Origin of the sequence: Kribbella polygonati (assembly GCF_050320105.1) — a bacterium.
Taxonomy (GTDB): Bacteria; Actinomycetota; Actinomycetes; order Propionibacteriales; family Kribbellaceae; genus Kribbella.
Genome location: NZ_CP190129.1, coordinates 2,461,662 through 2,487,262, shown reverse-complemented (window position 1 = coordinate 2,487,262; position 25,601 = coordinate 2,461,662). Strand labels below are relative to the sequence as shown.

Below are 25,601 nucleotides of genomic sequence, written 5' to 3'. Positions count from 1 at the left end.
GTCCAGGAAACAGCCGCCCGGACCACGAGTGAGAGTCCCCGGTGTACCAGGTACCACCAGACCCCCCCAGGTCGGAGAGCTCCCGCCGTACCGTGGTCACCGTGAGCAACAAGGACGACGTACGGGAGTTCCTGACCAGCCGGCGTGCCAACGTGACGCCGGAGCAGGCAGGGCTGCCGACGTTCGGCGACAAACGCCGCGTGGCCGGCCTGCGCCGCGAGGAGGTCGCGCTGCTCGCCGGCGTCAGCGCCGACTACTACACGCGGCTCGAGCGTGGGAATCTCTCAGGTGTCTCCGAGCAGGTCCTCGACGCACTTGCCCGCGCACTGCGGCTGGACGACGCCGAAAGGGCCCACCTGTTCGACCTGGCCAGGGCGGCCAGCGGCCCGGTCCGCGGCTCACGCCGTACCGCCATCTCCAAGGTCCGCCCCGGCATCCATCGCATCCTGGAGTCCCTGACGACCCCGGCCTACGTGCGCAACGCCCGTACCGACATCCTCGCGGCCAACGACCTCGCCCTCGCGCTGTACGGCGACATCCTCGACCAGTTGCCGCTGAACCTCGCGAAGTTCCTGTTCCTCGACCAGCGGGCGCCCGCGTTCTTCCTCGACTGGGAAACCGTCGCCGACGACTCAGCGGCCGCGCTGCGGGTCGAAGCCGGGCACAACCCCCACGACAAGAGCCTCACCGACCTCGTCGGCGAACTGGCCACCCGCAGCGACGAGTTCCGCACCCGGTGGGCCCGGCACAACGTGAAACACCACCGCACCGCCGCCAAACGCCTCCACAGCCCCCTGGTCGGCGACATAGACCTCAGCGGCGAAGCCATGGAACTACCCGGCGACGGTCTCGTCATCATCACCTACACCGCCGAACCCGGCAGCCCCGCGGCGGAGGCTCTCCGCTTCCTCGCCAGCTGGGCCGGGCGTACCAGCGCGCAGCTGGAGCAGGCGACGCCCGACGGCGAGAGCTGATCTCGGCCGGCTGGCCCGTTGCCGTGCTAAATTCGTGCGAAAGCGCGAGCCCAGTTTCTGGGCGGGGCGCATCGGCGCGGACGCCGGAAGGGCAAGGCCCACCTACTCCAGCTCAACCCTGGAAGGGACGCCATGCCGACACTCGAAACGTACAAGAAGCAGGCCAAGCAACTGCTGCGCTGGCACCGCGAGCGCAACCACTCGGTCGGTGGCCGTATCCGTCAGTTGCCGCGCTACCGCGATGTCACGGATCACGAATCGCTCGAGCTGAACTTCAAGCTTGCGGAGGCGCAGGAGATCATCGCGCTCGAGGCGGGCTACGACAGTTGGGCCGGGTTGCGGGCGGCCGTCGAGGACGCGCCACGGCCACCCGAGGCTCCGGAACCGGTCCTGCTCGACGCCGCGCGGCCGGTTCTGTTCGTTCGCGACGTGCAGGCGGCGGCCGAGTTCTATCGCGATCGCCTCGGGTTCAGTGTCGACTTCCTGCACGGGCAGCCGCCGTTCTACGGCTCAGTGTCGCGCGACGGCGCTACCTTGCACCTGCGTTTGGTGCATGGGCCGGTGCTCGCCGCGGAGACCGTGCAGGACGAAGACGTCATCATGGCGTTCGTCGAAACCCGGAACGTCAAGGGCTTGTACGCCGAATACCTCGCGGCGGGCGTGGAGCCGACCCAGAAGCTCACCAAGCAAGCCTGGGGTGGCACCGACTTCATCGTCCGCGACCTGGACGGCAACACGATCGCCTTCGTCGGTTGACGCCAGGCGGCTCACCGAGGCCGTTCGGCGCGCCAGTTCTTGATCATCTGGTCCATGTCGGCGTGGATGAAGGCGAAGAAGTCGGCGGCTATGGTGAGACGGCTCGCGACGGGGGAGTCGGCGGGGAAGAGGGCGGCACCCGAGCGGCTGGTCGACTCCCATTCGCTGAGGGCGAGGTTGCGGCGTTCGAGGATGGCGGCGAAGACGTCTTCGCGGATCCGGTAGTGGTCCTTGCGGGAGCCGGGGATGCGTTCGCGGGAGATGAACGAGACCTGGAGCAGTTGCCGGACCGCGCCGGACACCGCCGGCTGGCTGATCTTCAACGACTCGGCCAGCTCGGCAGCGGTCAGCGAGCCGTCGGGGCTGACCAGCATCGCGCCCATCACCCGGGCCGACATCGTCGGTACGCCGCTGTTCGCCAGCACGCCCGCGAAGCGCTCGACGAACTGGCTGACTGCCTCCCGGCTCGGTTCCTCCGCCATGGTTGAAGCTTACAGTAATCGGATTTATCGCAACTATCACAAACTTCTGATAACTTGAATTTCATGACCCCGACCACCGACACCACCGGAGTGCCGACGCTGACCGGCGCCCGCCGCTTCGGTGTCCTCATCGCGCTGTGCCTCGCCGTCCTCGTGCTCGGCCTCGACACCACCGTGCTCAACGTCGCGTTGCCGACCCTCGCCAAGGATCTCGACGCGTCCACCGGGCAGCTCCAGTGGATGGCGAACAGCTACAACCTGGTGCTCGCCGCCCTGCTGCTCCCGGCCGGTCTGCTCGGCGACCGGTACGGCCGGCGCCGGATCATCGCGATCGCGCTCACCCTGTTCGGGCTCGCGTCGCTCGCCTGCGCGCTGGCCGGCTCGGCCGGTCAGCTGATCGCGGCGCGCGCGTTCCTCGGGATCGGCGCCGCGATGATCGTGCCGGTCGCGCTCTCGCTGATCACCGTGCTGTTCCGCACCGAGCAGGAGCGGAAGAAGGCGATCGGCTTCTTCGTCGTTGCCAACAGCATCGGTATGCCGCTCGGCCCGATCGTCGGCGGCCTGCTGCTCGACCACGCCGGCTGGCAGTGGATCTTCGGGATGAACGTCCCGATCGCGTTCCTGGCCGCGCTCGCCGTCACGCTGCTGGTACCGGAGACGCGCAGCTCGCGGCGCCCGGCGATCGACTGGCTCGGCATCGTGCTGTCCAGCGCCGGACTCGCGACCCTGGTGTACGGCGTGACGAGGGCGGGCGAGGCGTCCTGGTCCGACGCGGTCACGATCGTGTTCCTCGCCGCAGCCGTCGTACTGATCGCCGGGTTCCTGGTCTGGCAGCGGCGGAACTCCGAGCCGCTGATCGAGCTGCGGCTGTTCCGCGAGCGGGTGTTCACCGGCGGCGCCGTACTGCTGACGGTGTCGGTGTTCGCGATCTTCGGGCTGCTGTTCACGATGCCGCAGTACTTCCAGGGCATCAACGGGACCGACGCGTTGCACACCGGGCTGAAGCTGCTGCCGTTCATCGGCGGGATGACGGTCGGCGCGAAGCTGGCCGAGCCGGTGGAGTCGCGGATCGGCACCCGGCTGGTCGTGCTGACCGGGTTCGTGGTGATGGCCGCCGGGTTCGTGCTGGGCGCGTTCACCGACCTCGGCACCGGGTACGGGTACACCGCGATCTGGTTCGTGGTCGTCGGTTTCGGGCTCGGCTGCTCGATGCCGCAGGCAATGAACGCGGCGCTCGGCGTGCTCGACCCGGAGCGGGCCGGGACCGGGTCGGCGCTGCTGCAGGCGTTCCGCCAGGTCGGCGGGACGGTCGGCGTCGCCGTCCTCGGGACCGTGCTGAACTCGGTCTACCGGCACAACGTGGACATCACCGGTCTGCCGGCGCAGGTCGCGGACGCGGCGCAGCGCAGTCTCGCGGGTGGGCTCGCGGTGGCCGCGAGGACGGGCTCGGCAGGGCTGGCGAGCAGCGTGCGGGACGCGTTCCTCACCAGCCTCAACACCACGATGTGGGTCTCCGGCGGCATCGCGGTCGCCGGTGCGGTTCTTGCCGCCGTACTGATGCCGAAAAGAGCTGCCCGCCCCCAGCACGCTGAGGACGGGCAGCCGGTGGTCAGCTGAGCTCGAGACCCGGGTACAGCGGGAACTTGTCCAGCATCTCCGCCGAGGCGGCCTTGGTCTTGTCGGCGACACCGTCGGCGAGGACGTACTTCGCCTTCGACGGGGCGCCGGCGGCGGTGGTGGTCGGGGTGGTCGACGACAGCACGTCGACGATCAGCTCGGCCACCCGGTCGAACTCGTCGGCGCCGAACCCGCGCGTGGTGAGCGCCGGCGTACCGATCCGGACGCCGGAGGTGTACCAGGCGCCGTTCGGATCCCGCGGTACGGCGTTCCGGTTCGTCACGATGCCGGCGTCGAGCAGCGCCGACTCGGCCTGCCGGCCGGTGATGCCGTACGACGAGACGTCGAGCAGCACGAGGTGGTTCTCGGTGCCGTCCGTGACGAGCTTGACGCCACGCTTCATCAGGCCCTCGGCGAGCGTGACGGCGTTGTCCGCGACGGCCTGCGCGTACGTCTGGAACGAGGGCTGCCGCGCCTCGGCCAGCGCGACCGCCTTCGCGGCCATCGTCTGGCTGAGCGGACCCCCGAGCACCATCGGGCAGCCGCGGTCGACGGACTCGGCGTACTCCGGCTGGCAGAGCACCATGCCGCCGCGTGGGCCGCGCAACGACTTGTGCGTGGTCGTGGTCGTGACATGCGCGTGCGGGACCGGGTCGAAGTCGCCGGTGAACACCTTGCCCGCGACCAGGCCGGCGAAGTGCGCCATGTCGACCATCAGGGTGGCACCGACCTCGTCGGCGATCTCACGCATCTTGGCGAAGTTGACCTTGCGCGGGTACGCCGAGTAGCCGGCGATCAGGATCAGCGGCTTGAACTCGCGGGCCGCCCGGGCGACCTCGTCGTAGTCGAGCAGGCCGGTCTCCGGGTTCGTCCCGTACGAGTGCTGGTTGAACATCTTGCCGGAGATGTTCGGCCGGAAGCCGTGCGTCAGGTGACCGCCGGCGTCCAGCGACATGCCGAGCATCTTCTGGTCGCCGAGCGCCTTGCGGAGCTTGGTCCAGTCTTCCTCGGAGAGGTCGTTGACGTGCTTCGCGCCGGCCTCGGCGAGCGCTGGGGACTCGATCCGCTGCGCGAGGATCGCCCAGAACGCGACCAGGTTCGCGTCGATGCCGGAGTGCGGCTGGACGTACGCGTGCGGCGCGTTGAACAGCGCCTGCGCGTGGTCCGCGGCGGCCTGCTCGACGGTGTCGACGTTCTGGCAGCCGGCGTAGAAGCGGTGCCCGACGGTGCCCTCGGCGTACTTGTCCGACAGCCAGTTGCCCATCGTGAGCAGCGTGGCGGGGGAGGCGTAGTTCTCGCTCGCGATCAGCTTCAGCGAGGAGCGCTGGTCGGCCAGCTCGGACCGGATCGCGCCGGCGATGGTCGGCTCGACCGCGGCGATCACCTGCAGCGCGTTGTTGTACGCGGCCGACGCGGCGGCAGCATCGAAGGGTTGAGTCATCGTTGTCTCTCCTGCGGTTGCAGTGGGTCGAAGGCACCCAGGCGCACGGTGCCGACGGGTTTCGCTCCCCGGTGGTTCTCCACCTTCAGCGCGCCAGTCGCGACGCGGCTCACCCTATCGTGCGCTCGAGGATCCGCTCGAAGGGAGTGGTCCGCGGAAGCGTCCCGAACACGCCGCCCCAATCGCCCGCGAGCCGGGACGCGACGAACGCGTCGGCGACCTCGGGCGTCGAGTGCCGGATCAGCAACGAAGCCTGCAGGCACAGGGCCATCTGTGCGGCCAGCCTTCGCGCGCCGGCCTCCGCGGCGTGGTGATCGGCAAGCGCTTGCAGTACACCCTCGACGGCAGTGTCCAGCCGGGCGTCCGCACCTTGTACGGTGCCGACCTCGAGCAGCCAGGCCTCCAGCGACTCGGGCTTCTGGAGCGCCCGCAGTACGTCCAGCGCGTTGACGTTGCCCGATCCTTCCCAAATCGAGTTCAACGGCGACTCCCGGTACAGCAACGGCAACCCGGACTCCTCGACGTACCCGTTCCCGCCGAGACATTCCAGGGCCTCCGCCACCATGAACGGCGTCCGCTTACAAACCCAGAACTTGGCCAGCGGCAACCCAATCCGCCGAAACGCCGCCGCCCGCTGGTCGTCCACAGCCGCGGCCAGCCGCATCGCGAGTGCCGTGGCGGCTTCGCTCTCGATGGCGAGGTCTGTGAGCACGTTCTGCATCGCGGGCTTGTCCGCCAGCAGTCCACCGAAGGCCGACCGGTGGCGGGTGTGCCAGATCGCCTCCACCAGCGCTCGCCGCTGCAGCGCCGACGACCCGAGCACGCAGTCCAGCCGGGTCGCCGCCACCATCTCGATGATCGTCCGTACGCCGGCACCCTCGTCACCGAGCCGATACCCGATCGTCCCGTGGAACTCGACCTCCGACGACGCGTTCGACCGGTTCCCGAGCTTGTCCTTCAGCCGCTGCAGCGCGAACGGGTTCCGATTGCCGTCGGCAAGCACCCGCGGTACGACGAAGCAGCTCAGCCCGTCCGGCGCCTGCGCCAGTACCAGAAACACGTCCACCTGCGGCGCCGAGCAGAACCACTTGTGCCCGTCCAGCTGGTACACGTCCCCGGCCGGCGTCGCGGTCGTCAGATTCGCCCGTACGTCGGACCCGCCCTGCTTCTCGGTCATCCCCATCCCGGCCAGTACGCCGCCCTTCGCCGCGGCCGGCAGGCGCCGTACGTCGTACTCTGTGGACGCCAGCCGCGGCACCCACTCCGCCGCGAGCTGCTCGTCCGCCCGCAGCGCCGGTACCGCGGCGTACGACATCGAGATCGGGCACCCGTGCCCCGGCTCGACCTGCGACCAGAGGTAGAACCCGGCCGCCCGGCGCAGGTGCGGCGCGGGGCGGTCGCTCGTCCACGGCGCGGCCTGCAGCCCGAACCCGACGGCCTGTTCCATCAGCCAGTGCCACGACGGGTGGAACTCGACCTCGTCGATCCGGTTCCCGTACCGGTCGTGGGTCCGCAGCACCGGCGGGTTCTGGTTCGCCGGGAGGGCGTGCGCGCGGGCCTCCTCGGACCCGGCCAGCTCGCCGATCCGGGTCAGGCCGGGATCCCCGGCGAGCTCGGCGTACGGGCGCAGAGCGTCACCGAGCGGCACATCCCGCGTGAAGAAGTTCACGCCCCGCAGTGGGGGAGCCTGGTTCGTTACCGCGAATGGGTCCGCCATGTCAGTACGGTAAGCGGTATGGCACGTTCTGGGGCAGGACCCACTGGTGGGAGCTCCCTCTCATTGGCATGGGTTCGCAAGGTCCCCGCGACGACCTGGAAGCTGCTCACCCAGACGGTAGGGGTGTGTCTGCGGTACCGGGTCACCGGTCTCGCGGCCGAGGGGGCGTTCTTCGCGATCCTCTCGCTGCCGCCGCTGATCTTCGGGCTGGCCGGCTCGCTCGGTTACATCGCGAGCAGGTGGTTCGAGGTCGAGACGATCAACGACGTCAAGCAGCAGATCGTCGACCTGGCCGCCCGGGCGCTCACCGACGACTCGATCAAGAGCGTGATCTCGCCGACCCTGGACCAGGTGCTGAACGGCGGCCGGCCGGACGTGATCTCGATCGGTTTCGTGCTCTCGCTGTGGTCGGGGAGCCGCGCGCTGAACGTCTTCGTCGACACCATCACGATCATGTACGGGATGGGCGGCAAGCGCGGCATCGTCAAGACCCGCGCGCTGTCGTTCAGCCTGTACTGCGCCGCCCTGATCATCGGCGTGATCGTGCTGCCGCTGGTCCTGGCCGGCCCGGACGCGGTCGACGCCCTGCTGCCGCACCGCCTCGACTTCCTGAACCAGCTGTACTGGCCGGTCGTCACGATCCTGTCGGCGGGCTTCCTGAACACCCTCTACCACCTGTCCGTGCCGATCCGGACGCCGTGGGTCTCGGACCTGCCCGGCTCGTTCCTGGCGCTGTCGATCTGGATCCTCGGCAGCTTCGTGCTCCGCTGGATCCTGCAGAGCACAGTCGGCGGTACGTCGATCTACGGCCCGCTGGCGGCCCCGATCGCGGTGCTGATGTGGCTGTACATGACCGCCATCGCCGTGCTGATCGGTGCTGCCCTGAACGCCGTGGTGGACCGGCTGTGGCCGCACAAGGCGCACGTGACCGAGGTCAAGAAGGAAGAATCCGCGCCTGTCGCCGGGAAGGACGACGAGGTCGAGCCGGTGATGAAGGCCGAGCCGGAGCACCACCACGAGCACCCGCAGCCGCTGACGCCGGTGGAGTCCGAGGAGCACGCGGAGGCGGCGCGGAAGCTGGAGGAGCTCGCGGAGCAGCCGCGGAACATCCCTCCGGCGGTCCGGAAGGGCCTGAAGAAGGCTGTGGACAAGAAGCCCGTGGAGCCGGACCGGAAGGCCGCGCGGGTCGGAAAACCGGGTGCGCGGGGGGACGACGACGACCTAGGCTGACGGCATCGCGACAGACGGTCCTGGCTGGACCGCAAGGACCCGAAGGGAGGCAACCCGCCATGAGCTTCGAACAGGCCGTTCGGCCCGTTGTCTCCCGCATCGTCCGTCCGCGGAGCTGAATCCCCGCGGCCGGACCCTTCGAAAGGTTCGCCGCATGTCAGCCACACTCCAGGCCCTGGGACTCGACAGCTCCACGGCCGAATGTCTGCAATCCGTCCCCGCGGACCTGGTCCCGGGACGCGTCGCCCGGGTCGACAAGGGCCTGGCGACGGTCTTCACCGCCGACGGGCCGGTCCGGGCCGGTTGGTCCGGGGCGCTGCTCGCCGAGATCGCGGCGGACGCCCAGGCCGGCCCGTGTACGGGCGACTGGGTGGTACTGCGTTTCTGGCCGGACGACCGGATCACGGTCGAGTCGGTGCTGCCCCGCCGGTCGGCGATCGTCCGCGCGGAGGCCGGCCGGTCCTCCCGCGGGCAGGTGCTCGCGTCGAACGTCGACGTGATCGCGATCGTCGTCGGCCTGGTGCCGGAGCCGAACATCGTCCGGATCGAGCGCTTCATGGCGCTGGCCTGGGAGAGCGGCGCGCGGCCGGTCGTCGTACTGACCAAATCGGACCTCGTGCATGACGCTGACCTGCTGGCCGAGGACGTGGCTGCGGCTGCGCCCGGGGCCGACGTACTCGTGTGCAGTGCGAGCACAGGGGATGGGATGGACTCCGTACGTGAGCTGTTGGCCGACAATGCGACGCTGGCGTTGCTTGGGTCCAGTGGTGCGGGTAAATCGTCGCTAGTGAACGCACTGGCCGGTGTGGAACTGCTGAACGTGCAGGAGATCCGCGAGGACGGCAAGGGACGGCATACGTCGGTACGGCGTGAGCTGATCGTGCTGCCGGGTGGTGGCGTCGTCATCGACACACCCGGACTGCGGGGGATCGGCCTGCAGGAGAGCGGGGAGGGCCTGGCCGCGGCGTTCCCGGACGTCACGGAGCTGGCGGAGCAGTGCAAGTTCAAGGACTGCTCCCACGAGTCCGAGCCCGGCTGCGCCGTACGGGCGGGTCTCGAGGACGGGACGTTGCCGTACCGGCGCTACGAGAGCTGGGTGAAGCTGCAGCGCGAAGCGGCGTACATGGCGCGGCGGGCGGACGTACGGCTGCGGAACGAGGCGAAGAAGGAGTGGGTGCGGGCCGCCAAGTCGTACCGCCGGGACTGGAACCCGCGTCAGTGATGAAAGGATCGGTTGTATGAACCGATCAGTGCTGGTGACAGGGGCTTCGCGGGGGATCGGTGCGGCGACGGCGCGGGCCTTCGCCGCCGCGGGGGACCGGGTGGCGGTGCATTACAGCTCGTCCGCGGAGGCGGCCGCCCAGCTCGTGAAGGAGCTGCCCGGGTCGGGGCATCTGGCCGTCCAGGCGGATCTCGCGGATCCGGACGCGATCGAGGCGATGGTCTCGGCCGCCGCTACCGGGCTGGGCAGCATCGACGTACTCGTGAACAACGCCGGCGTCTACCACCCGCACCGCATCCGCGACACGACGTACGCCGAGTGGCAGCGCGCGTGGGCGGACACGCTCGCCGTGAATCTCGTTGGTCCGTCCAACGTCACGTGGTGCGCCGTCCGGCACATGACCCGCGGCGGGCGGATCGTGAACGTGTCGTCGCGGGGTGCGTTCCGTGGCGAACCGAACCAGCCCGCATACGGCGCCTCGAAAGCGGCGATCGTGTCCTTCACCCAATCCCTGGCCCGCGCGCTGGGCCCAGAAGGAATCGCTGTCACAGCCATCGCCCCCGGCTGGACGGTGACCGACATGGCCGCCGTCAACCTGGCCGGTGAAGGCTACGACCGCCGCCGCCTGGAAAGCCCCCTGGAACGCGTAGCAGACCCGTCCGAGGTAGCGGCCGCGATCGTCTATCTGGCCTCGGCCGAAGCCGAGTTCGCCACCGGCACAGTCCTGGACTTCAACGGCGGCTCCTACCTCCGCATGTAATCCAGTCGCCGTGGCGTGGGGGACTGGCTAAGGTCTCCTTCGTGCATCGCATCATCACTCCGCCGGCCGTCGCTTAGCGGACGGCTTCCCCACGCGCCCGGGTCCTGCGACCCGGGCTTCTTCGGGCTGTTCGCAGACGCGCCCTTACTCGTTGCGAACACCACCGGAGTGTCCGATGCACCATCGGCGTGCCCTTGTCCTCGTAGTCCTCGCCGCCCTCGCCTGGGGCACCGGCGGCCCCACCGGCGCCTTGCTGTCGACGTACGCCGGCCTGTCCCCGCTGGCCACCTCCTTCTGGCGCCTGGCCGCCGCAGCCGTCTGGCTATTGCCCGCCGTACGCCGCCGTCCTGTGCAGCCACGTACTGCGCTCAGCGGCGTCGGCCTGGCCATCTGCCAGCTCGGCTACTTCACCGCAATCCCACGCGTAGGCGTAGGAATCGCCACCGTCATCGCTCTTGGCGCCGCCCCGGTGATCATCACCATCGCCGCCCGCGAACGCCTCACCACAGCCACCTTCATGGCCATAGCCGGCCTGATCCTTCTCACAGCCACAACCGGCACCGCCAGCTTCACCGGCATAGCAGCAGCCCTGGCCTCAGCCGCGGGCTACTCGCTAACGACACTCCTGAACCGCAAGAGCCAAGACCCTCTGACAACAGCCCTCGTAGGCTTCACCACCGGAGCCCTACTACTAGCCCCGTTCGCAGAACTCCCAACCACGTGGACAGGCTGGCTCTTGATCGCATACTTCGGCCTGGTCCCCACCGCCCTGGCCTACACGCTCTTCTACGCCGGCCTAAGAACCCTCAAGGCATCAACAGCAGCGGTAATAGCCCTCTTAGAACCCGTAGTAGCCACAGCCATAGGCATAGCCGCCTTCCACGAACACCTCACCCCACTGGCCATCACAGGAGCCGCAGTACTCCTCCTAGCAGTCATCGCCCAAGCCCGCCACAACTGACAAACCCCAACCCCAGCAGGCGAACCAACCGCGCAACCCAACCCCAGCAGGTGAACCAACCGCGCGACCCAACCCGAGCAGGTGAGCCAACCGCACGACCCAACCCCAGCAGGTGAGCCAACTGCGCAACCCAACCCCCGCCGCCGAGCGAAGCGAGGGCGTAGGGGGTGCGGGTGGCGGAGCCCCCGCCGCGCGGCGAGCGGAGCGACGCCGCACAAATGACGAAGGCGACGTGGTCAGCAAAGCGGAACGCTTTGCGACACACGTCGCCCATCGCCTTCGTGGACGATACTGGGATCGAACCAGTGACCTCTTCCGTGTCAGGGAAGCGCGCTACCGCTGCGCCAATCGTCCGTGCGCTGTACGAGGTGGAGACGGGATTCGAACCCGTGTACACGGCTTTGCAGGCCGTTGCCTCGCCTCTCGGCCACTCCACCACTGAGAGCCGAACCCTCTCCGAGCGGACGACCGGGTTCGAACCGGCGACCTCAACCTTGGCAAGGTTGCGCTCTACCAACTGAGCTACGTCCGCGCTTCGCTGTGAGCGTTTCCGCTCCCTGCGAGAGCAGAACAGTAGCGCACTTTTCGCGTCCGCAAAAACCGGATTCCGGGTGCTTCCGGGACGCTCTGCCCGGCGCACGATTCGCGCCGGCGCTGTCCACTCGCCACGCCGCCGGATCAGGCCCGCAAGGTCACGAGATCGACGCTTTCGAGGTACTCCGGATCGCCCCGAAGGTCGATCGCGGCGACACGCCCGCCGACGACCGTGAAAGAGAACACAATCAACGGTTCGCCGCGCTGCATCCACACCAGCCCGGGCATCCCGTCGACGAGCACGAGCTTCGCGGCCCGCGCCCGTCCGTTGAAGGCCCGCGCGACTTCCGCGGCGCCGGACAACGGCGACATCGTCGACCCGTACGACGCGGCGCTCGCGTCCCCGCGCACGACGACCTCCGGGTCCAGTACGGCGAGCAGTGCGGTGAAGTCGGCCTCGCGCGCCGCGGTCAGGAACGCGGTCACGACTTCCTTCTGGCGCAGGACATCCACGTCGGTCGGCTCCGGCGTACCGCGGACCCGCCGCCGCGCCCGGCTCGCGATCTGCCGCGCCGCGGCCGGCGACTTCTTGATGATCGGCGCGATGTCCTCGAACGGTACGGCGAACAGGTCGTGCAGCACGAACGCCAGCCGCTCGGCCGGCGACAGCGTCTCGAGTACGACGAGCAGCGCCAGCCCGACCGAGTCCGCCTGGATCGCCTCGAGCTCGGGATCCGGTACGGCGTCGTCCGCGAGTACGGGGGAGTGCTCGTCGACCGGGAGCTCGGGCCGGCCGCGCCGGGACCGCAACATGTCCAGGCAGATCCGCCCGACGACCGTGGTCAGCCAGCCGCCGAGGTTGTCGATCGCCTCGGTGTCGCTGCGACTGAGCCGGATCCAGGTCTCCTGGACCGCGTCCTCGGCCTCCGGCTCGGAGCCGAGGATCCGGTACGCGACGGCGCGCAGCCGGTCCCGGTTCTCCTCGAACCGCACTGCCAGCCAGTCGTCCCCGGTCATGTCGCCCAACCTCTCACCTGTCACACTGTCCGGCCCAGCGCCGTCACCACGATTGACGGAGCCCGAGGACGACATGTGACAGAGGAGTGCGCGATGACGGAGGCAGCCCGCCCGCCGGCGGTCCGCAAGCAGGACACCCTGGACCGTCTCGAGAAGGACGTCGACGCGTGGGTGTCGACGGCCTCGCTCGACGGTACGCCGTACCTGATGCCGCTCTCGTTCCTGTGGACCGACGGGACGCTGCTGCTGTCGACGTCGCGGACGAACCCGACGGCACGCAACCTGATCGCGAACCCGCGGGTCCAGCTGACCCTCGGCGAGGTCCGCGACGTCATCCACGTGACCGGCACCGCCGAGCTGGTCACCCCGACCGACGCCGAGGCCGCGGCCTTCGCGGCCAAGGCCGGCTTCGACCCCCGCCCGCTGCCGAACTACCCCTTCTTCCGGGTAACGCCAACCAAGATCCAGGCCTGGCGCGAGGTCGAGGAGCTGAAGGCCCGCGTGCTGATGACTGACGGCCACTGGCTCTCTTGACCAGTGGGTCGGGCACGGCGGGGAGAGCGAGGAGCTGCTCGGGCGTTGGCTGCGTAACCGCGCCGACCGCGACGACCTGGTGATCGCTACGAAGTGTGGTGCGCGTACGACCGTGCCTGGCGATCCTGGAGACGCACACTGGGAGGGCTTGAGTGGAGGAGCCGTCAGTGAGGCCGTGAAGGGCAGTCTGGCGCGGTTGGGTGTTGAACGGATCGGCCTGTACTACGCGCACATCGACGACCGCAGTACTCCGTTGGAGGAGACCGTGGCGGCCTTTGGCCAGCTGGCGGCGGACGGGGTCGTGGCGCGGATCGGCTGCAGCAACACCGCCACTTGGCGATTCGACCGCGCTCGGCAGACCGCAGCCGCTCAAGGCGTTGCGCAGTACACCGTGATCCAGCAGCACTCGACGTACCTGTGGCCGAATCCTCCCGCGCTGCAAGGGGTTCTGCGACGCGGCACACCGCACCTCCAGCATGCGGGGATCGAGCACTACGACTACCTGGCGGAACACCCGGACGTGACGCTGGTTGCGTACCAGCCGCTGCTGACCGGGTCGTACGTACGCCCTGAGCGGCCCTTCTCGGAACAGCGCGGCTATGCGCATCCGACGGCGTACATGCGCTTCGAAGCGATCCGCCGGGTCGCAGGGGAGCTGGGCGTGACGGTCAACCAGGTAGTACTCGCGTGGCTGTTGCACCATGGCGTCGTACCGCTGGTCGGTGTGTCGTCGCTGGCGCAGCTGGAGGAGGCGCTGGGTGCGGTTGAGCTGCAGCTGGACGGCGAGCTGGTGGCTCAGTTGGACACGGCCTGAGCGCGGGCGTTGAAGCGGTAGCGCAATGGTGACTCGCCGACCTCGCGTTTGAACGCAGTGCTGAAGGCGCTCTCGGAGGCGTAGCCCAGCTCGGTCGCGAGTGACCCAACGCTGACGTCTCCGTTGCGAAGGGCGCGTTGTGCGAGCATCATGCGCCAGCGGTTCAGGTACGCGCGGGGCGGCATGCCCGCGACGGCGCGGAAGCGCTCGGCGAACGCAGTGCGGGACATCGCGGCGGCGTGTGCGAGTTCGTTGAGGCCCCACAGCGTGTCCGGCTGCGAGTGCATCAGCGTGAGTGCTGGACGGAGGCGTTCGTCGGTCAGGACGCGCAGCCAGCCGGGCGGGAGCTCGGCCTGTTCGACGTACGTGCGGAGGACCTCGAGGAGTACGAGCTGCGCGTGCTGGCGGATCGCGAACGCGGAGCCGATCCGGTCGCTCGTGACCTCGGCGAACAGCCGGTGCAGGCTGCCGCGCAGGTTCGCGCCGGTGCTGGGGGAGGCCTGGACATGTGCGACGGGCGGCAGCGCCTCGCCGAGCAGGGTTCGCCCGGCCTCGTTCAGGTCGATGCGGCCGCCGATGACGATGTCGTTGCTGGCCCAGTCGGCATCGAGCAGTTCCAGCCCGGTCTCGACCGGCTCGACCTGCTGGACCGGGCCGTCGCCGGACCCGCCGGCCAGCTCCAGCCGCGTGCGGTTGTTGAGGATCGCGACATCGCCCGCACGCAGCTCGATCGGCGCGTCGATGCCGTCGGTCGTCAGCCGGGCGCGACCGCCGACCATCGCGATGAACTTGAACGTCTCCCGCAGCGTCGCGCGCGACACCCACGGGCCCTGGACGACGAACCCGCCGGAGACCAGCCCGCGCACCTCGACGAGCTCGAACACCTCGGACAGCTGATCGGTCATCTGTACTCTCGCGAAGAAAACGTGGACGGATACTTATTCATCGTACGCCGATCCCGCGCCAGGGTGGAGGCATGACCAGACAGCAGCTCATCGGTACCGGATTCACCGCCGCGTCGACCGCGGACGACGTACTCGAAGGCATCGACCTGACCGGTAAGAACGCGATCGTCACCGGCGGGCACCGCGGCCTCGGCCTGGAGATGACCCGCGCCCTGCGCAAGGCGGGCGCGCACGTGACGGTCGCCGTCCGCGACCCGGCGGCGGTCGAGGACCCGGACGCGAGTCAGCTCGACCTGCTCGACCCGCTGTCGATCGACGCGTTCGTCGAACGGTACCTCGCGACCGGGCGGCCGCTGCACATCCTGATCAACAACGCCGGCATCATGGCGGGGCCGCTGCAGCGGGACGCCCGCGGGTACGAGTCGCAGTTCGCGACGAACCACCTCGGGCACTTCCAGCTCACCCTCGGCTTGCTGCCCGCGCTGCGGGCGGCGCACGGCGCCCGGATCGTGAACGTGACCTCGGGCGGGCACCGACTGTCCGACATTCGTTGGGGCGACCCACAGTTCGAGGAGGGGTACGACCCGCTGCTCGCGTACGGTCAGTCGAAGACCGCGAACGTGCTGTTCGCGGTGGAGCTCGAGCGGCGGTGGTCGCAGTACGGCATCCACGCCTTCGCCGTACACCCCGGCATCGTCATCACCACGAACCTCGGCCCGCATCTGCCCGTGGGGGAGACCCGTACGCCGTGGCTCTCGCTGGAGGACCACAAGGCGATGGGCCTGGTCGACGCCGACGGCAACCAGATCCTCGACCCGTCCCGCGAACGCAAAACCCCTCAACAGGGCGCCAGCACGGCAGTCTTCGGCGCCACCAGCCCGCTACTGGAAGGCCACGGCGGGACATACCTGAAGGACAACGACATCTCCCCGCTGGACCTGATAGGCAGCACCGACTTCCACGACCCGGACGTCCGCTCCGACGTCGTACCGCACGCAATCGACCCCGAGTCCGCCACACGCCTGTGGAACCTCAGCGAGGACCTCGTCAAACACTGAGCCGACGGGTCGCTATCGTCCGGCGAATGACGCCGTACTTCCAGCTAGGCGCAGCCCGGCTCTACCAGCCCGACGCAGTACTCAAGGAACGATTGCCCGCTGGGACGGGGGAGCTGGCGGCGTACACCAAGACCTTGGTCTGGACGTGCACGAGGTACTTCGGCTACTACGCGCAGGCCTTTGGCGACCTGGGGCTGTTCCTGGGTGTCGGCCTCAAGGCCGGCGGCCGGGCCAAGGTCTGGTGCGACGTCATCGACGGCAGCCTTCCCGCGGACGTGTACGAAGTCCTCCTGGAACTCCTGAACGGCGCCGGCACCAACGTCCGCCCGACAACCACCGGCCCCGTAGCGCTCGCCCTCGAGGGTCGCCTGGGTGCGGGTCCGCGGGGACCGTTTCCGGAGCTTCCGACGGCGTGGCGGTCCGTCGTACTCAACCGCCCGCTCCTGATCCCCGACGACCTGTTTCCGGAGGTCTTCCCCGAATGACCATCCTCTGGGTGGGCGGCCCCGCCGCGGCCGGGAAGTCCACCCTCAGCCGGCTGTTCGCCCGGAAACACGGCTACATCTGGTACAGCGTCGACGCCCACGCCTCTGCCCACGAGGCCCGAGCGGCCGCCGCCGGCCTCTACGTACCAGGAACCGACCCCGGCACCTTCGACCGCGCCCCGATGATCCTCGAAGACATCCGCGCCTACCCCGCCGACGCCCCCGTCATCGTCGAAGGCGCCTTCGTCACCCCCACCATGGCCGGCACTGCTCGCAACGCCCTCTGGCTGATGCCCTCCAAACCCGAACAAGCAGCAAGACTCGACGTGCGAAACCCCGGCATCAACCACGAAGGCTTCATCTGGGGCCGGCAACTGATCCACGACCAGCTGTCAGACACCCAGGCACCGGTTCTCGAGGTCGACAACCAATCCATCCCCCAAACCCTCGCAGCCGTAGAACAACACTTCGCCCCGTACCTGACCACAAACCCCGACACCCCCACCCGCCAGTCCTACCTCCGCCTGAGCAACACCCAACTAGCCACCCAAGCAACCACCCTGACGACCTTCGACTGCGAATGCGGCACCCCAACCTGCGCAGCCCTCATAGAAGCCCCCGCGAACGGCCTCCCACCCACACGTCCTCTCCTGGCCCCAGCCCACACCTGATCCCGTCGAGCGAAGCGAAGGCGCACCCCCGCCGCCGAGCGGAGCGAAGGCGTAGGGGGTGCGGGTGGCGGAGCCCCCGCTGCGCGGCGAGCGGAGCGACGCCGCACAAATGACGAAGGCGACGTGGTCAGCAAAGCGGAACGCTTTGCGACACACGTCGCCTGTCGCCTTCGTTGGCGATACTGGGTTCGAACCAGTGACCTCTTCGGTGTGAAGGCGGTTCTCGCGTACCAGTGAGCCCCGCGACGTTCTCCGACTCCCTCTGTTACTGCAGCGACGTCAGCTTGTGACTCCCGCCGACCACGCGGTTTGCTGCCTTTCCGCTGCCTCGGCGCCCACCTCACACGTCGGCTTGCGGCGGCGGTGCGAGTGCCAGATGCCGACGGTCGCCGCTAGTGTCACCGACATGACTGAGATAAAGGCGATCCTCGGTCGGCTCGCGGTCGACGGCGAGAGCGACCCGCAGCACGGCTGGGAGATCCGGACCTCAAGCGTGTTCACCAGGGTGATGGCTAGTACGGCAGACACATACCCGGCCCCGGCAGAGGCTGTCGACGCCGCGCTGGCCCTGCGTCAGGCGCTGCTTGACGCAGGACTTGAGGAAATACCGACATGCAGGGTCGGCGCAACGACCGATCACGCTGGTGAGGAGGGATGGCGCGGCACCATTGATCTCGTGTTTCGCCCGTGAGGACCAGGCCAGCGCGCCTACGGCCTGCAGAGGGGCGGGAGCATTGCGGCGGCTCGTCGGCGGCAGCGTGGGGCTCGCAGGGTCTGGACTAATCCACTCAGACACGCTTGGCTAGCCTCCTTCAACTCTGCGCGACAAGCCGCGTGGACCTGTAACGCATCATCGGATTGCCAGGGGGGCAATGGTGGGGGAGATCATCGATCTCAAAGGCATGCTTAAAGAACTCGACGAGAGCGTGCGAGACGAGCTGAAGTCCACTCCGGAAGTAGTCGACAGTGGAAAGACCTTAGACATTTCAAAGCTGCCAATCGAGGCACGGCGATGGCTTAAAGTCTCCGGCGTTCTAGCCGTCGTTGCCGATTTGAAAGGTTCGACCAAACTCGGCACCGGTAAGCATGCCGCATCGACTGCGAGTATCTATGAGGCAGGAACCGGCAATGTCGTCAAGATCTTCAATCGATTCGGCGCAGACTTCATTGCAATCCAAGGGGACGGTGCCTTTGCTCTCTTTTGGGGGGAGAGCAACTTCGAGCGTGCTATGTGTGCGGCAATCACCATTCGAACGTTCTCAGACGAATTTTCCAAGCGGCTTGAAACGAAGTGGCCTGATAGCCCTTTGACCGGCTTCAAGGTAGGCGTCGCGGAAGGTCGACTGCTGGTTAAGCGAGTTGGAACGCCTCGAAACCCGAACGAGCAAGAACCCGTGTGGGCGGGCAAGGCCGTGAACTACGCAGCCAAGGCGGCGCAGACCGCAGACCGAAATCAGGTCATAGTCACTGGATGTGTTTGGGACATGGTTGAGAAGAATGACTATCTAGCGATCAGTTGCGGCTGCCCCGACGGTCCGAGCTTGAATATTTGGAACAATATCGAGGTCAACAACCTGCCTGACGGAGAGCCGGAAGCGCAGGGTCGGCTGCTGGTTGCAGGGTGGTGTGACACTCACGGTGCGGAGTTTTGCCAGGCAATCATGGATGGCAAGAAGAAGCGCGACGATGTCTCACACTTGCGGGCTGAGGTCCTGAAGTCGCAATTCGGCAATGTGGTCACCGAGAAGGCCAGGAGGGCGCGCGAGCTTCGCCATGTGGGCCCACGATGACGATCTTGTCTCGCCTGAGGAGAAGGCCCGAACGACTCGACGAATCCCTGGTCGAGGTCGTATCGGTAGGAACTGAGCAGGCGTGGAAGATACTGGACGTGGTGACCGGGTGGGTTCGAGCCTCGGAGGTAAAGGCGACGGCCGCGCTAGCCGCGGGCGGTGTTATCGCGGGGACCGTTTATAACCTGACCAAGGATGCGACGCTAAGTCCAGGTGATTTGATCCTTGTAATCTGCTGTGTGACTGGGGTGCTTGGGTCGGTCCTGTGTGCTGGAATGTGTCTCGTGCCAAGATTATGGGTGAGGCAGAATCCGCAGAACCTCATCTACTTCAACCATGTGGCCAAGAGGTACACGCGTTACGAGGATTACCGCGCCGTCTTCCAGAGTCTCGTCATAGATGAGGCGCGACTAGTGGATGAGATTAGCGCTCAAGCATGGGCGAATTCGAAGGTTGCCCGAAGGAAGTTTCTTTGGAGCGGCTGGGCAATCATCCTGGTCTTTGTTGCGGTCGCATTCTTGGCGGTACTTCTGATGGCGCGCGTCTGATCGGCGACTCACCGTGCCAGCGGGGGCCCAGATATTCTGGGCCTTCCGCAAGCGCATCCAAGACCCATTGCCACTGAAAGTCGGAGCTTACGTCAGCGCCGGTTCCGCTGGTGACCGGCTTCAACGAAACGCGAGACCCGTCGTGGGGATCGAGGATTCTCACTCCCGCATACCGGAGCACCGCGAGGGAAGCCAGCCAGGCCGGATGACCCGCAAGATCATGCTTGGCAAACGGAACGGCGACTGTCATGGTCCGCGCGCCCAATGCCGCGCAGAGCGTGGTCAGCGGGTAGGTGTTGGCAGTGCCGTTGGCCCAGGCGTTGAGAGTGTTGAACGTCGTCGGGACCACGGCGACGGCGTCGGCCGGTGGGGTGCGCTTCGGCTGGTCTGGGGCGTGCTGGCGCGACGCGACCGGCCGCCAGCCGTCAAAGACGTTCACCACTCGCCGGGAGGCTGCGGCCTTCCTGGCGACAATCGAAGCGGCAAAGAACACCGGGACGTACGTCGACCCGCACGCCGCCCGACGCATCAAGTTCGGCACGTATGCGGCGCAGTGGTTGGAATCGCACAACGTCGAGCTGACGACGCGCGCACGTGATCGATCGCTGTTGAAGAACCACGTGGTCGCGCACTGGGCGAACGCGCCACTAGCGGCTATCGACCATTCGTCGGCGCAGAAGTGGGTGACCGGCCTGTCCCGTCAGCTATCGCCGTCCACGGTTGGCGAATGCCACCGCCTATTCAGCGCCGTTCTCAAGGCCGCGAGCCGCGATCGTCTGATCACGGTGAATCCCGCGAAGGATGTCCGGCTGCCGAAGAAGCGACAGACGGCGGGCGACCGGCAGCCGATCAGCCGGGAGGAGTTCACCGAGCGGCTCCTCCCGACCGTTCCGGAACGTCACCGTGCAATCGTCGCGCTTGCTGGCGGCACAGGCCTGCGGTGGGGCGAATGCGTGGGGCTCCGCTGGGAATCCGTGGACGTTGCGGCCGGGACGATCCGGGTTGAGCGAGTTGCCGTCGAGGTCAATGGTCACGTCAGCCCGAAGCCCTATCCGAAGTCGAGAGCTGGGCGACGAGTGGTGCCCCTCCCCTCGATGGTGGGGCACCTCCTGGAGGAGTACCGCGAGTTGTACGGAACCGGTCAGGCGGGGGAGGTGTTCATCAATGAGGCTGGCACGCCGCTGCGACGGACTCTGTTCCGGGCGCGGATCTGGCGACCCTCGCTCATGCGGGCTGGGCTGCTCGGGTGGGTAGGCCAGGAAGGCGACAAGTTCCGGGGGAGTTGGCCGACCCCGGCCGGAGACGAGTCCGAGCTGTTCAAGACGAAGGCGCAGGCCGTGAAGGCGGTCTCACGGCGCGCCGACGGCGGTCTGAGGTTCCACGACCTCCGGCACTCCTACGCGTCGTGGCTGATCACCTCGGGTGTGCCGGTTCCCGACGTACAGCGGGTGATGGGGCACGAGCGGCCGACGACGACGCTGGCGATCTACACGCACGTCCAGGGAGGCTCTCAGGAGCGCGTCCTAGGGGCTCTTGCTGCCTTTCGCTGCCTGACGAGGGCTAAAACGAGAAGAGCGGGGACCCGGCTGGTGCTGGGTTCCCGCTCTGACCTGCGTGTTCTTCGGGTGGGCGATACTGGGTTCGAACCAGTGACCTCTTCGGTGTGAACGAAGCGCGCTACCACTGCGCCAATCGCCCAGCGTGGTGCTGGTGTTTCAGATGGGGTGTTGCGGGTGAAACCATAGCGCATGATGAGGCGCCGATCTAATCGGGCCGGGCTACTCTTGGGTCAGGACGGAGATCCCGTCGCGTTGGAGACGTGATTGTGACTTTCTCGCACGACACCGAGCAGGCGCTCGGGACGCTGGTCCGGCTCGTCAACACCCTGCCCGGACCGAACAGCCAGGTCGATTCGCTGGAGACTCTTGAGGAGTTGGAGAAGTTCGTCCAGGAACGGGAGTTCAGCGCGGTCGACTCGTTGTCGGAGAAGGACCTGGCCGAGGTCCGCGATCTGCGGCCGCTGTTCGCGCCGGTGTTCACGACCGATTCCGACGCGGCGGCGGCGACGATGATCAACGCGATCATCGCCCGCGGTACGTCGACCCCGCGGCTCACGAACCACGACGGGCACCCGTGGCACATCCACTACTCCCGCGCGGGTGCTTCGCTGGCCTGCCGGATCACGGTGGAGTGCGGGATCGCGCTCGCCCAGGTGATCTCGGCCGGCGAACGCGAACGCCTCCGCCGCTGTGAGGCCCCGGACTGCGACGACGCCCTGATCGACCTCTCCCGGAACCGTTCGAAGCGGTACTGCGACGCCCGTACGTGCGGCAACCGCCTGCACGTTGCGGCGTACCGCGAACGCCGCAAGGCATCGGGGGAGTAGCCGGACCCGCACCGCGGACCAGCCCTTCGGCGAGCAACCGGCAGCGTATGCCGTGGCGCCGTCGGGCGGGATCGACAGGCCCGCGCCACTGACGAACCCACCGTCGGCGGCCAACCGCCGCTGGACGAGGAGACGTCGGGTGGCGGCCGGCAGTTCGGCGCGCGGTCCGCGCGGTCCGCGCAGTCAGGGGTCAGCAGCCCGCGCGACTGACCGGCCCCACAGTCGGCGGTTGTCTCACGCGCGCGGTCTTGGGTGGGGAGTGGGCGCACCGGCGCCACTCACCAACGTCGCTGGTCAGCGGCATGGCGCCGCTGGCTGGGCGGTCGGCGGGCGGTTGCCGGCGGGTTGGTGAGTGGCGCGTGACCGTCAGGGATTGAGGTCCTGCGCCGAACGGTCGGCGGGCGGTTGCCGGCGGGTTGGTGAGTGGCGGGTGACCGTCAGGGATTGAGGTCCTGCGCCGAACGGTCGGCGGGCGGTTGCCGGCGGGTTGGTGAGTGGCGGGTGACCGTCAGGGATTGAGGTCCTGCGCCGAACGGTCGGCGGGCGGTTGCCGGCGGGTTGGTGAGTGGCGGGTGACCGTCAGGGATTGAGGTCCTGCGCCGAACGGTCGGCGGGCGGTTGCCGGCGGGTTGGTGAGTGGCGGGTGACCGTCAGGGGTTGGGGTCCTGCGCCGAGCGCTCGGCGAAGATCTTCGCGGCCTGTGCCGTGATCACGCCGGGTGCGGGCAGTTCGCGGTCGTCGACACGCTGAATCGCCTGGACGTCACGAGTTGTCGATGTGAGGAAGATCTCCTCGGCCTCGGACAGCTTCGCCAGCGGTACGTCGCGCTCGACGCCGCCGAACCACTCCAGCACCAGCGCCCGGGTCACCCCGGCGAGCGCGCCGGACGCGAGCGTCGGCGTGACCAGCTCACCGTCGTAGACGCAGAAGATGTTCGACCCGGTGCCCTCGCACAGGTCGCCGACCGTGTTCGCGAAGATCGCCTCGCTGCCGCCGCGTTCCTTCGCGTAGGCGAGTGCGCGGACGTTCTCGGCGTACGACGTGGTCTTGAGACCGGCGACCGCGCTGCGCTCGTTGCGCACCCACGGGACCGTGACGATCGCGGACGTCGGCGCCGGCCGCTTGATCTCCTGCGTCGCGATCAGGATCGTCGGGCCGGAGGTGCCGCGGTCCGACGAGAGCGGCGACACGCCGCCGGTGTACGTGATCCGCAGCCGGCCGAACGGGATGCCCGGGTCCGCCGCGACGACCGCGTCGATGCCGCCCTCGATCGCGGTCAGGTCCGGCGTCGGCAGGCCGAGACCGACCGCCGAGCGGACCAGCCGCTCCAGGTGCCGGCGTACCGCGAACGGCCTGCCGTCCTCGATCTTGATCGTCTCGAAGACGCCGTCGCCGGTGGTCAGCCCGTGATCCAGCGGCGAGACCGTCGCCGCGTCGTCCAGCAGGTCGCCGTTGAGCCAGATACGCATGTGGTGCTCCTTCCGCGGAACACCTTAGTGCGCAGGTGATCGCTCGCCGCGCGGGCCGTCCGAGGTGACCAGTTGATGACCGTACGTCGACGTACCGGGGACCCCCGTTTTTGAACTCGGGCGGAGATGGGCTAATGTTCTTCTCGCGCCGGGGGACGGAAAAACCCGGTCGCAATGCGGACGTAGCTCAGTTGGTAGAGCGCAACCTTGCCAAGGTTGAGGTCGCCGGTTCGAACCCGGTCGTCCGCTCGGAGAGGGTTCGGCTCTCAGTGGTGGAGTGGCCGAGAGGCGAGGCAACGGCCTGCAAAGCCGTGTACACGGGTTCGAATCCCGTCTCCACCTCGTACAGCGCACGGACGATTGGCGCAGCGGTAGCGCGCTTCCCTGACACGGAAGAGGTCACTGGTTCGATCCCAGTATCGTCCACGAAGGCGACAGGCGACGTGTGTCGCGCACTCCGTGCGCTGACCACGTCGCCTTCGTCATTTGTGCGGCGTCGCTCCGCTCGCCGCGCGGCGGGGGCTCCGCCACCCGCGCCCCCTGCGCCTTCGCTTCGCTGGGCGGCGGGGGCCAGGTCGCACAGTCAGCTCACCTGCACGGGCTCGGTCGCGCAGTCGGCTCACCTGCTCGGGTTCAGTCGCGGAGTCGGCTCGGCGGCTGGGGTCGGGTCGGACTGGGGGGCACGTGCTCGGGTCGGGCTGCGCGAGCTGGGGTTGTGCGGGTCTGCTCACCCGCGGTGACGTAGGAGACGGTCGCGGCGCCACCGTCGGCCGACACTTCCCGCTGCGGTGGGCTCACGTCTGGGTCGCCGCGTCGCGGCGTGGTTCGCGATCTTGTTTCGGTCCGCATCGCCACGCCATCACAATCCGGGCGGATGGGGGTCGTCACGCCTGCCGCGCGTTGCCCGGCGCGACTTGTGATGGGCTGGAGGTCCGCTGGTGTCCAACCTGAAGTTGGCCGGCCGGTCGGTGGAGGGCGTGCGGCTGGACCTGCGCGGCGGGCTGGCTGGTCGGCCGAGCGCGGGGCTGTGCCGCCGTGGGGTGGCGGGGGAGCTGAAGCCTCTGTGGGTAGGCGGGGCGTGCGAGCCGGTGGGTGGGAAGGTGAGCTGAGCCTGTGCGGGTAGGCGGGGTGCCCGAGCCGCTGGCCGGGAGGTGAGCCGATCCGGCGGGTGCAGGCGGGTCGCCGAGCCGGGGTGGGGTCGCGGGCGGGCCGACCCGTCCGTGGGTGGGCGTGTCGGCCAGGGTGGGTGCGTGCTGGCGGGTGGGCGTGTTGGCCAGGGTGGCATGGCAGCCGGGGGTGGGCGCGTCGTGTCGGCGGGGGATGTCAGCCAGGGTCAGCGCGTGCTGGTGTGGGTAGGCGTCTCGCCCAGCGTGGGCGCTTGCCGGTGTGGGTGTGCGGGTGGGCGAGCGTGCGGGTGGGATGGGCGTGCGGGGGCGTGCTGGCGTGGGTGGGGTGTGGGTGGGGCGCGTCGGCCGGGTGGGCGCTTGCCAGCGTGGGTGGGCGTGCGGGTGTGGCTGGGCGTGCGGGTGTGGGTGGGCTTGCCGGTGTGGATTGCGGGCGGGCGACCCGTCCATGGGTGGGCGATCCGGTGGGTGGTGGGTGTCGCGCCGGGTGGGGGTGGGGTGGTGGGGCGGCGCGTCAGGTTGGGGGGAGGGGGGTGGGGGTGTAGAGGAAGCGGCGGTTGGTGGGGGATGGGGGGATTTCGGTCATGCCGGCGGTGAGCATTACGTGGGCTGAGGCTTTGTTGGGTGGGTGGCATTCGCCCCAGAGGGTGGGGATGGCGAGGGTTTGGTGGCAGTGGGTTAGGGCTGCGGACAGGGCCTCGGTGGCGTAGCCGTGGGAGCGGTGGGTCGGGTGGATGGCGTAGCCGAAGCTCCAGGCGGCTATGGGGGAGTTGCTTTCGCCTAGGCCTAGCCAGCCGATGGGGGTGGTGTGGCGGGTGAGGATCAGTTGGAGGTGGGTGCTGTTCTGGCTGGTGGGGTTGGTGTGGAGGTCGAGCCAGGCGCGGACGGAAGGGATATCGCGGGGGCCGTAGTCGTCCATGAAGCGGGCTACTCGGGGGTCGGTCCAGAGTTCGCAGAGCATCTGGAAGTCGGACTCGATCGGGCTGCGGAGGGTGAGTCTCGGGGTGGTGAGCTCCATCGAGGGGACGTTAGCGGTGCGGCAGCCGCGAGGGCGACGGGATTTGTGTTCGACGGATGGCGAACAGATGTATGATCACGGTCGAGCA

The 25,601-nt window shown here is 68.3% G+C and carries 26 protein-coding genes, 7 tRNA genes and 1 riboswitch; of the genes, 21 read left to right on the top strand and 12 right to left on the bottom strand.

Annotation, left to right across the window (positions count from 1 at the left end):
- The first annotated feature begins 101 nt into the window (after positions 1-101).
- On the top strand, positions 102-974 hold the full coding sequence (locus ACQHIV_RS11850) for a helix-turn-helix transcriptional regulator (RefSeq protein ID WP_427893625.1): 873 nt from the start codon (positions 102-104) through the stop codon (positions 972-974).
- A 132-nt stretch (positions 975-1,106) separates the two neighbouring features.
- Positions 1,107-1,730: a glyoxalase superfamily protein gene (locus tag ACQHIV_RS11845; protein ID WP_427893623.1), complete on the top strand. Its 624-nt coding sequence runs from the start codon at positions 1,107-1,109 to the stop codon at positions 1,728-1,730.
- 11 nt (positions 1,731-1,741) lie between these two features.
- Here the strand turns inward: ACQHIV_RS11845 and ACQHIV_RS11840 are convergent, their stop codons facing one another.
- Positions 1,742-2,212: a GbsR/MarR family transcriptional regulator gene (locus ACQHIV_RS11840; protein ID WP_427893621.1), complete on the bottom strand. Its 471-nt coding sequence runs from the start codon at positions 2,210-2,212 to the stop codon at positions 1,742-1,744.
- Positions 2,213-2,275: 63 nt separating this feature from the next.
- Between ACQHIV_RS11840 and ACQHIV_RS11835 the strand changes: the two genes are divergently transcribed.
- Positions 2,276-3,829 (top strand): DHA2 family efflux MFS transporter permease subunit, encoded by a 1,554-nt coding sequence (locus ACQHIV_RS11835; RefSeq protein WP_427893619.1) that lies wholly within the window; start codon positions 2,276-2,278, stop codon positions 3,827-3,829.
- Here ACQHIV_RS11835 and ACQHIV_RS11830 read toward each other — a convergent pair.
- Positions 3,822-5,270, bottom strand: coding sequence for a glycine hydroxymethyltransferase (locus ACQHIV_RS11830; protein WP_427893617.1), 1,449 nt, complete (start codon positions 5,268-5,270; stop codon positions 3,822-3,824). The genes ACQHIV_RS11835 and ACQHIV_RS11830 overlap by 8 nt on opposite strands.
- Before the next feature lie 28 nt (positions 5,271-5,298).
- A riboswitch (ZMP/ZTP riboswitch) is annotated at positions 5,299-5,381 on the bottom strand.
- Positions 5,380-6,987, bottom strand: a complete 1,608-nt coding sequence (locus tag ACQHIV_RS11825; RefSeq protein ID WP_427893615.1) for an acyl-CoA dehydrogenase family protein — start codon at positions 6,985-6,987, stop codon at positions 5,380-5,382. It overlaps the preceding riboswitch by 2 nt.
- Positions 6,988-7,050: 63 nt before the next feature.
- Here ACQHIV_RS11825 and ACQHIV_RS11820 point away from each other — a divergent pair, with 63 nt between their 5' ends.
- The 4 genes from ACQHIV_RS11820 (at position 7,051) to ACQHIV_RS11805 (ending at position 11,160) form a co-directional block, all read left to right on the top strand.
- Positions 7,051-8,217: a YihY/virulence factor BrkB family protein gene (locus ACQHIV_RS11820; protein ID WP_427893613.1), complete on the top strand. Its 1,167-nt coding sequence runs from the start codon at positions 7,051-7,053 to the stop codon at positions 8,215-8,217.
- Positions 8,218-8,371: 154 nt separating this feature from the next.
- Entirely contained in the window at positions 8,372-9,439 is a 1,068-nt protein-coding gene (gene rsgA / locus ACQHIV_RS11815) for a ribosome small subunit-dependent GTPase A (protein ID WP_427893611.1), read from the top strand.
- Positions 9,440-9,455: 16 nt separating this feature from the next.
- A complete protein-coding gene (locus ACQHIV_RS11810) occupies positions 9,456-10,199 on the top strand; it encodes an SDR family NAD(P)-dependent oxidoreductase (RefSeq protein ID WP_427893609.1) in 744 nt (247 codons plus the stop codon).
- 175 nt (positions 10,200-10,374) lie between these two features.
- Positions 10,375-11,160 carry an EamA family transporter gene (locus ACQHIV_RS11805; protein ID WP_427893608.1) on the top strand — a complete coding sequence of 262 codons (786 nt, stop codon included), beginning with the start codon at positions 10,375-10,377 and terminating at the stop codon, positions 11,158-11,160.
- A 282-nt stretch (positions 11,161-11,442) separates the two neighbouring features.
- Here ACQHIV_RS11805 and ACQHIV_RS11800 read toward each other — a convergent pair.
- From ACQHIV_RS11800 to ACQHIV_RS11785, 4 genes are all read right to left on the bottom strand, one after another.
- Positions 11,443-11,514, bottom strand: a tRNA-Val gene (locus ACQHIV_RS11800).
- A 12-nt stretch (positions 11,515-11,526) separates the two neighbouring features.
- Positions 11,527-11,597 (bottom strand) — tRNA-Cys (locus tag ACQHIV_RS11795).
- A 22-nt stretch (positions 11,598-11,619) separates the two neighbouring features.
- Positions 11,620-11,692 (bottom strand) — tRNA-Gly (locus ACQHIV_RS11790).
- Positions 11,693-11,838: 146 nt separating this feature from the next.
- Positions 11,839-12,711 (bottom strand): sigma-70 family RNA polymerase sigma factor, encoded by an 873-nt coding sequence (locus ACQHIV_RS11785; protein ID WP_427893606.1) that lies wholly within the window; start codon positions 12,709-12,711, stop codon positions 11,839-11,841.
- A gap of 93 nt (positions 12,712-12,804) precedes the next feature.
- Here ACQHIV_RS11785 and ACQHIV_RS11780 point away from each other — a divergent pair, with 93 nt between their 5' ends.
- A complete protein-coding gene (locus ACQHIV_RS11780; protein ID WP_427893604.1) occupies positions 12,805-13,245 on the top strand; it encodes a pyridoxamine 5'-phosphate oxidase family protein in 441 nt (146 codons plus the stop codon).
- Positions 13,246-13,324: 79 nt separating this feature from the next.
- Positions 13,325-14,059 carry an aldo/keto reductase gene (locus ACQHIV_RS11775; protein WP_427893603.1) on the top strand — a complete coding sequence of 245 codons (735 nt, stop codon included), beginning with the start codon at positions 13,325-13,327 and terminating at the stop codon, positions 14,057-14,059.
- On the opposite strand, the gene ACQHIV_RS11770 is transcribed toward ACQHIV_RS11775, so the two are convergent.
- Positions 14,041-14,964 carry an AraC family transcriptional regulator gene (locus ACQHIV_RS11770; RefSeq protein ID WP_427893601.1) on the bottom strand — a complete coding sequence of 308 codons (924 nt, stop codon included), beginning with the start codon at positions 14,962-14,964 and terminating at the stop codon, positions 14,041-14,043. The two genes, ACQHIV_RS11775 and ACQHIV_RS11770, sit on opposite strands and share 19 nt — an antisense overlap.
- Before the next feature lie 71 nt (positions 14,965-15,035).
- On the opposite strand from ACQHIV_RS11770, the gene ACQHIV_RS11765 reads away from it, so the two are divergent.
- The 6 genes from ACQHIV_RS11765 (at position 15,036) to ACQHIV_RS11740 (ending at position 19,516) form a co-directional block, all read left to right on the top strand.
- Positions 15,036-16,022, top strand: a complete 987-nt coding sequence (locus ACQHIV_RS11765) for an SDR family NAD(P)-dependent oxidoreductase (RefSeq protein ID WP_427893599.1) — start codon at positions 15,036-15,038, stop codon at positions 16,020-16,022.
- 26 nt (positions 16,023-16,048) lie between these two features.
- Positions 16,049-16,507, top strand: a complete 459-nt coding sequence (locus tag ACQHIV_RS11760) for a hypothetical protein (RefSeq protein ID WP_427893597.1) — start codon at positions 16,049-16,051, stop codon at positions 16,505-16,507.
- Positions 16,504-17,178 carry a hypothetical protein gene (locus ACQHIV_RS11755; RefSeq protein ID WP_427893595.1) on the top strand — a complete coding sequence of 225 codons (675 nt, stop codon included), beginning with the start codon at positions 16,504-16,506 and terminating at the stop codon, positions 17,176-17,178. The genes ACQHIV_RS11760 and ACQHIV_RS11755 overlap by 4 nt, the downstream gene beginning before the upstream one ends.
- 406 nt (positions 17,179-17,584) lie before the next feature.
- Positions 17,585-17,869, top strand: a complete 285-nt coding sequence (locus tag ACQHIV_RS11750) for a hypothetical protein (RefSeq protein WP_427893593.1) — start codon at positions 17,585-17,587, stop codon at positions 17,867-17,869.
- A gap of 184 nt (positions 17,870-18,053) precedes the next feature.
- Positions 18,054-18,968 carry a hypothetical protein gene (locus ACQHIV_RS11745; protein WP_427893591.1) on the top strand — a complete coding sequence of 305 codons (915 nt, stop codon included), beginning with the start codon at positions 18,054-18,056 and terminating at the stop codon, positions 18,966-18,968.
- Positions 18,965-19,516 carry a Pycsar system effector family protein gene (locus tag ACQHIV_RS11740; protein ID WP_427893590.1) on the top strand — a complete coding sequence of 184 codons (552 nt, stop codon included), beginning with the start codon at positions 18,965-18,967 and terminating at the stop codon, positions 19,514-19,516. The genes ACQHIV_RS11745 and ACQHIV_RS11740 overlap by 4 nt, the downstream gene beginning before the upstream one ends.
- Positions 19,517-20,253: 737 nt before the next feature.
- Here the strand turns inward: ACQHIV_RS11740 and ACQHIV_RS11735 are convergent.
- On the bottom strand, positions 20,254-20,550 hold the full coding sequence (locus tag ACQHIV_RS11735; RefSeq protein ID WP_427893588.1) for a hypothetical protein: 297 nt from the start codon (positions 20,548-20,550) through the stop codon (positions 20,254-20,256).
- Here ACQHIV_RS11735 and ACQHIV_RS11730 point away from each other — a divergent pair.
- Positions 20,452-21,183 carry a tyrosine-type recombinase/integrase gene (locus tag ACQHIV_RS11730; RefSeq protein ID WP_427896464.1) on the top strand — a complete coding sequence of 244 codons (732 nt, stop codon included), beginning with the start codon at positions 20,452-20,454 and terminating at the stop codon, positions 21,181-21,183. The genes ACQHIV_RS11735 and ACQHIV_RS11730 overlap by 99 nt on opposite strands.
- Here ACQHIV_RS11730 and ACQHIV_RS11725 read toward each other — a convergent pair.
- Positions 21,143-21,214: transfer RNA gene (locus ACQHIV_RS11725), tRNA-Val, on the bottom strand. The two genes, ACQHIV_RS11730 and ACQHIV_RS11725, sit on opposite strands and share 41 nt — an antisense overlap.
- A gap of 121 nt (positions 21,215-21,335) precedes the next feature.
- Between ACQHIV_RS11725 and ACQHIV_RS11720 the strand changes: the two genes are divergently transcribed.
- On the top strand, positions 21,336-21,902 hold the full coding sequence (locus ACQHIV_RS11720) for a CGNR zinc finger domain-containing protein (RefSeq protein WP_427893586.1): 567 nt from the start codon (positions 21,336-21,338) through the stop codon (positions 21,900-21,902).
- 650 nt (positions 21,903-22,552) lie between these two features.
- On the opposite strand, the gene ACQHIV_RS11715 is transcribed toward ACQHIV_RS11720, so the two are convergent.
- On the bottom strand, positions 22,553-23,371 hold the full coding sequence (locus ACQHIV_RS11715) for an aminotransferase class IV (RefSeq protein WP_427893584.1): 819 nt from the start codon (positions 23,369-23,371) through the stop codon (positions 22,553-22,555).
- Positions 23,372-23,547: 176 nt separating this feature from the next.
- On the opposite strand from ACQHIV_RS11715, the gene ACQHIV_RS11710 reads away from it, so the two are divergent.
- From ACQHIV_RS11710 to ACQHIV_RS11695, 4 genes are all read left to right on the top strand, one after another.
- Positions 23,548-23,620 (top strand) — tRNA-Gly (locus ACQHIV_RS11710).
- Between the two features lie 22 nt (positions 23,621-23,642).
- Positions 23,643-23,713 (top strand) — tRNA-Cys (locus tag ACQHIV_RS11705).
- A gap of 12 nt (positions 23,714-23,725) precedes the next feature.
- Positions 23,726-23,797, top strand: a tRNA-Val gene (locus ACQHIV_RS11700).
- 512 nt (positions 23,798-24,309) lie between these two features.
- Positions 24,310-24,480, top strand: coding sequence for a hypothetical protein (locus ACQHIV_RS11695; protein WP_427893582.1), 171 nt, complete (start codon positions 24,310-24,312; stop codon positions 24,478-24,480).
- A 529-nt stretch (positions 24,481-25,009) separates the two neighbouring features.
- On the opposite strand, the gene ACQHIV_RS11690 is transcribed toward ACQHIV_RS11695, so the two are convergent.
- A complete protein-coding gene (locus tag ACQHIV_RS11690) occupies positions 25,010-25,513 on the bottom strand; it encodes a GNAT family N-acetyltransferase (RefSeq protein WP_427893581.1) in 504 nt (167 codons plus the stop codon).
- Positions 25,514-25,601: the final 88 nt, after the last annotated feature.

What these genes read in the sequence shown, in the direction of transcription:
- ACQHIV_RS11845 (WP_427893623.1), top strand. Translation starts at nt 1,107, where the DNA reads ATGCCGACACTCGAAACGTACAAGAAGCAGGCCAAGCAACTGCTGCGC.
- ACQHIV_RS11840 (WP_427893621.1), bottom strand. Translation starts at nt 2,212, where the DNA reads ATGGCGGAGGAACCGAGCCGGGAGGCAGTCAGCCAGTTCGTCGAGCGC.
- ACQHIV_RS11835 (WP_427893619.1), top strand. Translation starts at nt 2,276, where the DNA reads ATGACCCCGACCACCGACACCACCGGAGTGCCGACGCTGACCGGCGCC.
- ACQHIV_RS11830 (WP_427893617.1), bottom strand. Translation starts at nt 5,270, where the DNA reads ATGACTCAACCCTTCGATGCTGCCGCCGCGTCGGCCGCGTACAACAAC.
- ACQHIV_RS11825 (WP_427893615.1), bottom strand. Translation starts at nt 6,987, where the DNA reads ATGGCGGACCCATTCGCGGTAACGAACCAGGCTCCCCCACTGCGGGGC.
- rsgA (WP_427893611.1), top strand. Translation starts at nt 8,372, where the DNA reads ATGTCAGCCACACTCCAGGCCCTGGGACTCGACAGCTCCACGGCCGAA.
- ACQHIV_RS11810 (WP_427893609.1), top strand. Translation starts at nt 9,456, where the DNA reads ATGAACCGATCAGTGCTGGTGACAGGGGCTTCGCGGGGGATCGGTGCG.
- ACQHIV_RS11805 (WP_427893608.1), top strand. Translation starts at nt 10,375, where the DNA reads ATGCACCATCGGCGTGCCCTTGTCCTCGTAGTCCTCGCCGCCCTCGCC.
- ACQHIV_RS11785 (WP_427893606.1), bottom strand. Translation starts at nt 12,711, where the DNA reads ATGACCGGGGACGACTGGCTGGCAGTGCGGTTCGAGGAGAACCGGGAC.
- ACQHIV_RS11780 (WP_427893604.1), top strand. Translation starts at nt 12,805, where the DNA reads ATGACGGAGGCAGCCCGCCCGCCGGCGGTCCGCAAGCAGGACACCCTG.
- ACQHIV_RS11770 (WP_427893601.1), bottom strand. Translation starts at nt 14,964, where the DNA reads ATGACCGATCAGCTGTCCGAGGTGTTCGAGCTCGTCGAGGTGCGCGGG.
- ACQHIV_RS11765 (WP_427893599.1), top strand. Translation starts at nt 15,036, where the DNA reads ATGACCAGACAGCAGCTCATCGGTACCGGATTCACCGCCGCGTCGACC.
- ACQHIV_RS11760 (WP_427893597.1), top strand. Translation starts at nt 16,049, where the DNA reads ATGACGCCGTACTTCCAGCTAGGCGCAGCCCGGCTCTACCAGCCCGAC.
- ACQHIV_RS11755 (WP_427893595.1), top strand. Translation starts at nt 16,504, where the DNA reads ATGACCATCCTCTGGGTGGGCGGCCCCGCCGCGGCCGGGAAGTCCACC.
- ACQHIV_RS11750 (WP_427893593.1), top strand. Translation starts at nt 17,585, where the DNA reads ATGACTGAGATAAAGGCGATCCTCGGTCGGCTCGCGGTCGACGGCGAG.
- ACQHIV_RS11740 (WP_427893590.1), top strand. Translation starts at nt 18,965, where the DNA reads ATGACGATCTTGTCTCGCCTGAGGAGAAGGCCCGAACGACTCGACGAA.
- ACQHIV_RS11715 (WP_427893584.1), bottom strand. Translation starts at nt 23,371, where the DNA reads ATGCGTATCTGGCTCAACGGCGACCTGCTGGACGACGCGGCGACGGTC.
- ACQHIV_RS11690 (WP_427893581.1), bottom strand. Translation starts at nt 25,513, where the DNA reads ATGGAGCTCACCACCCCGAGACTCACCCTCCGCAGCCCGATCGAGTCC.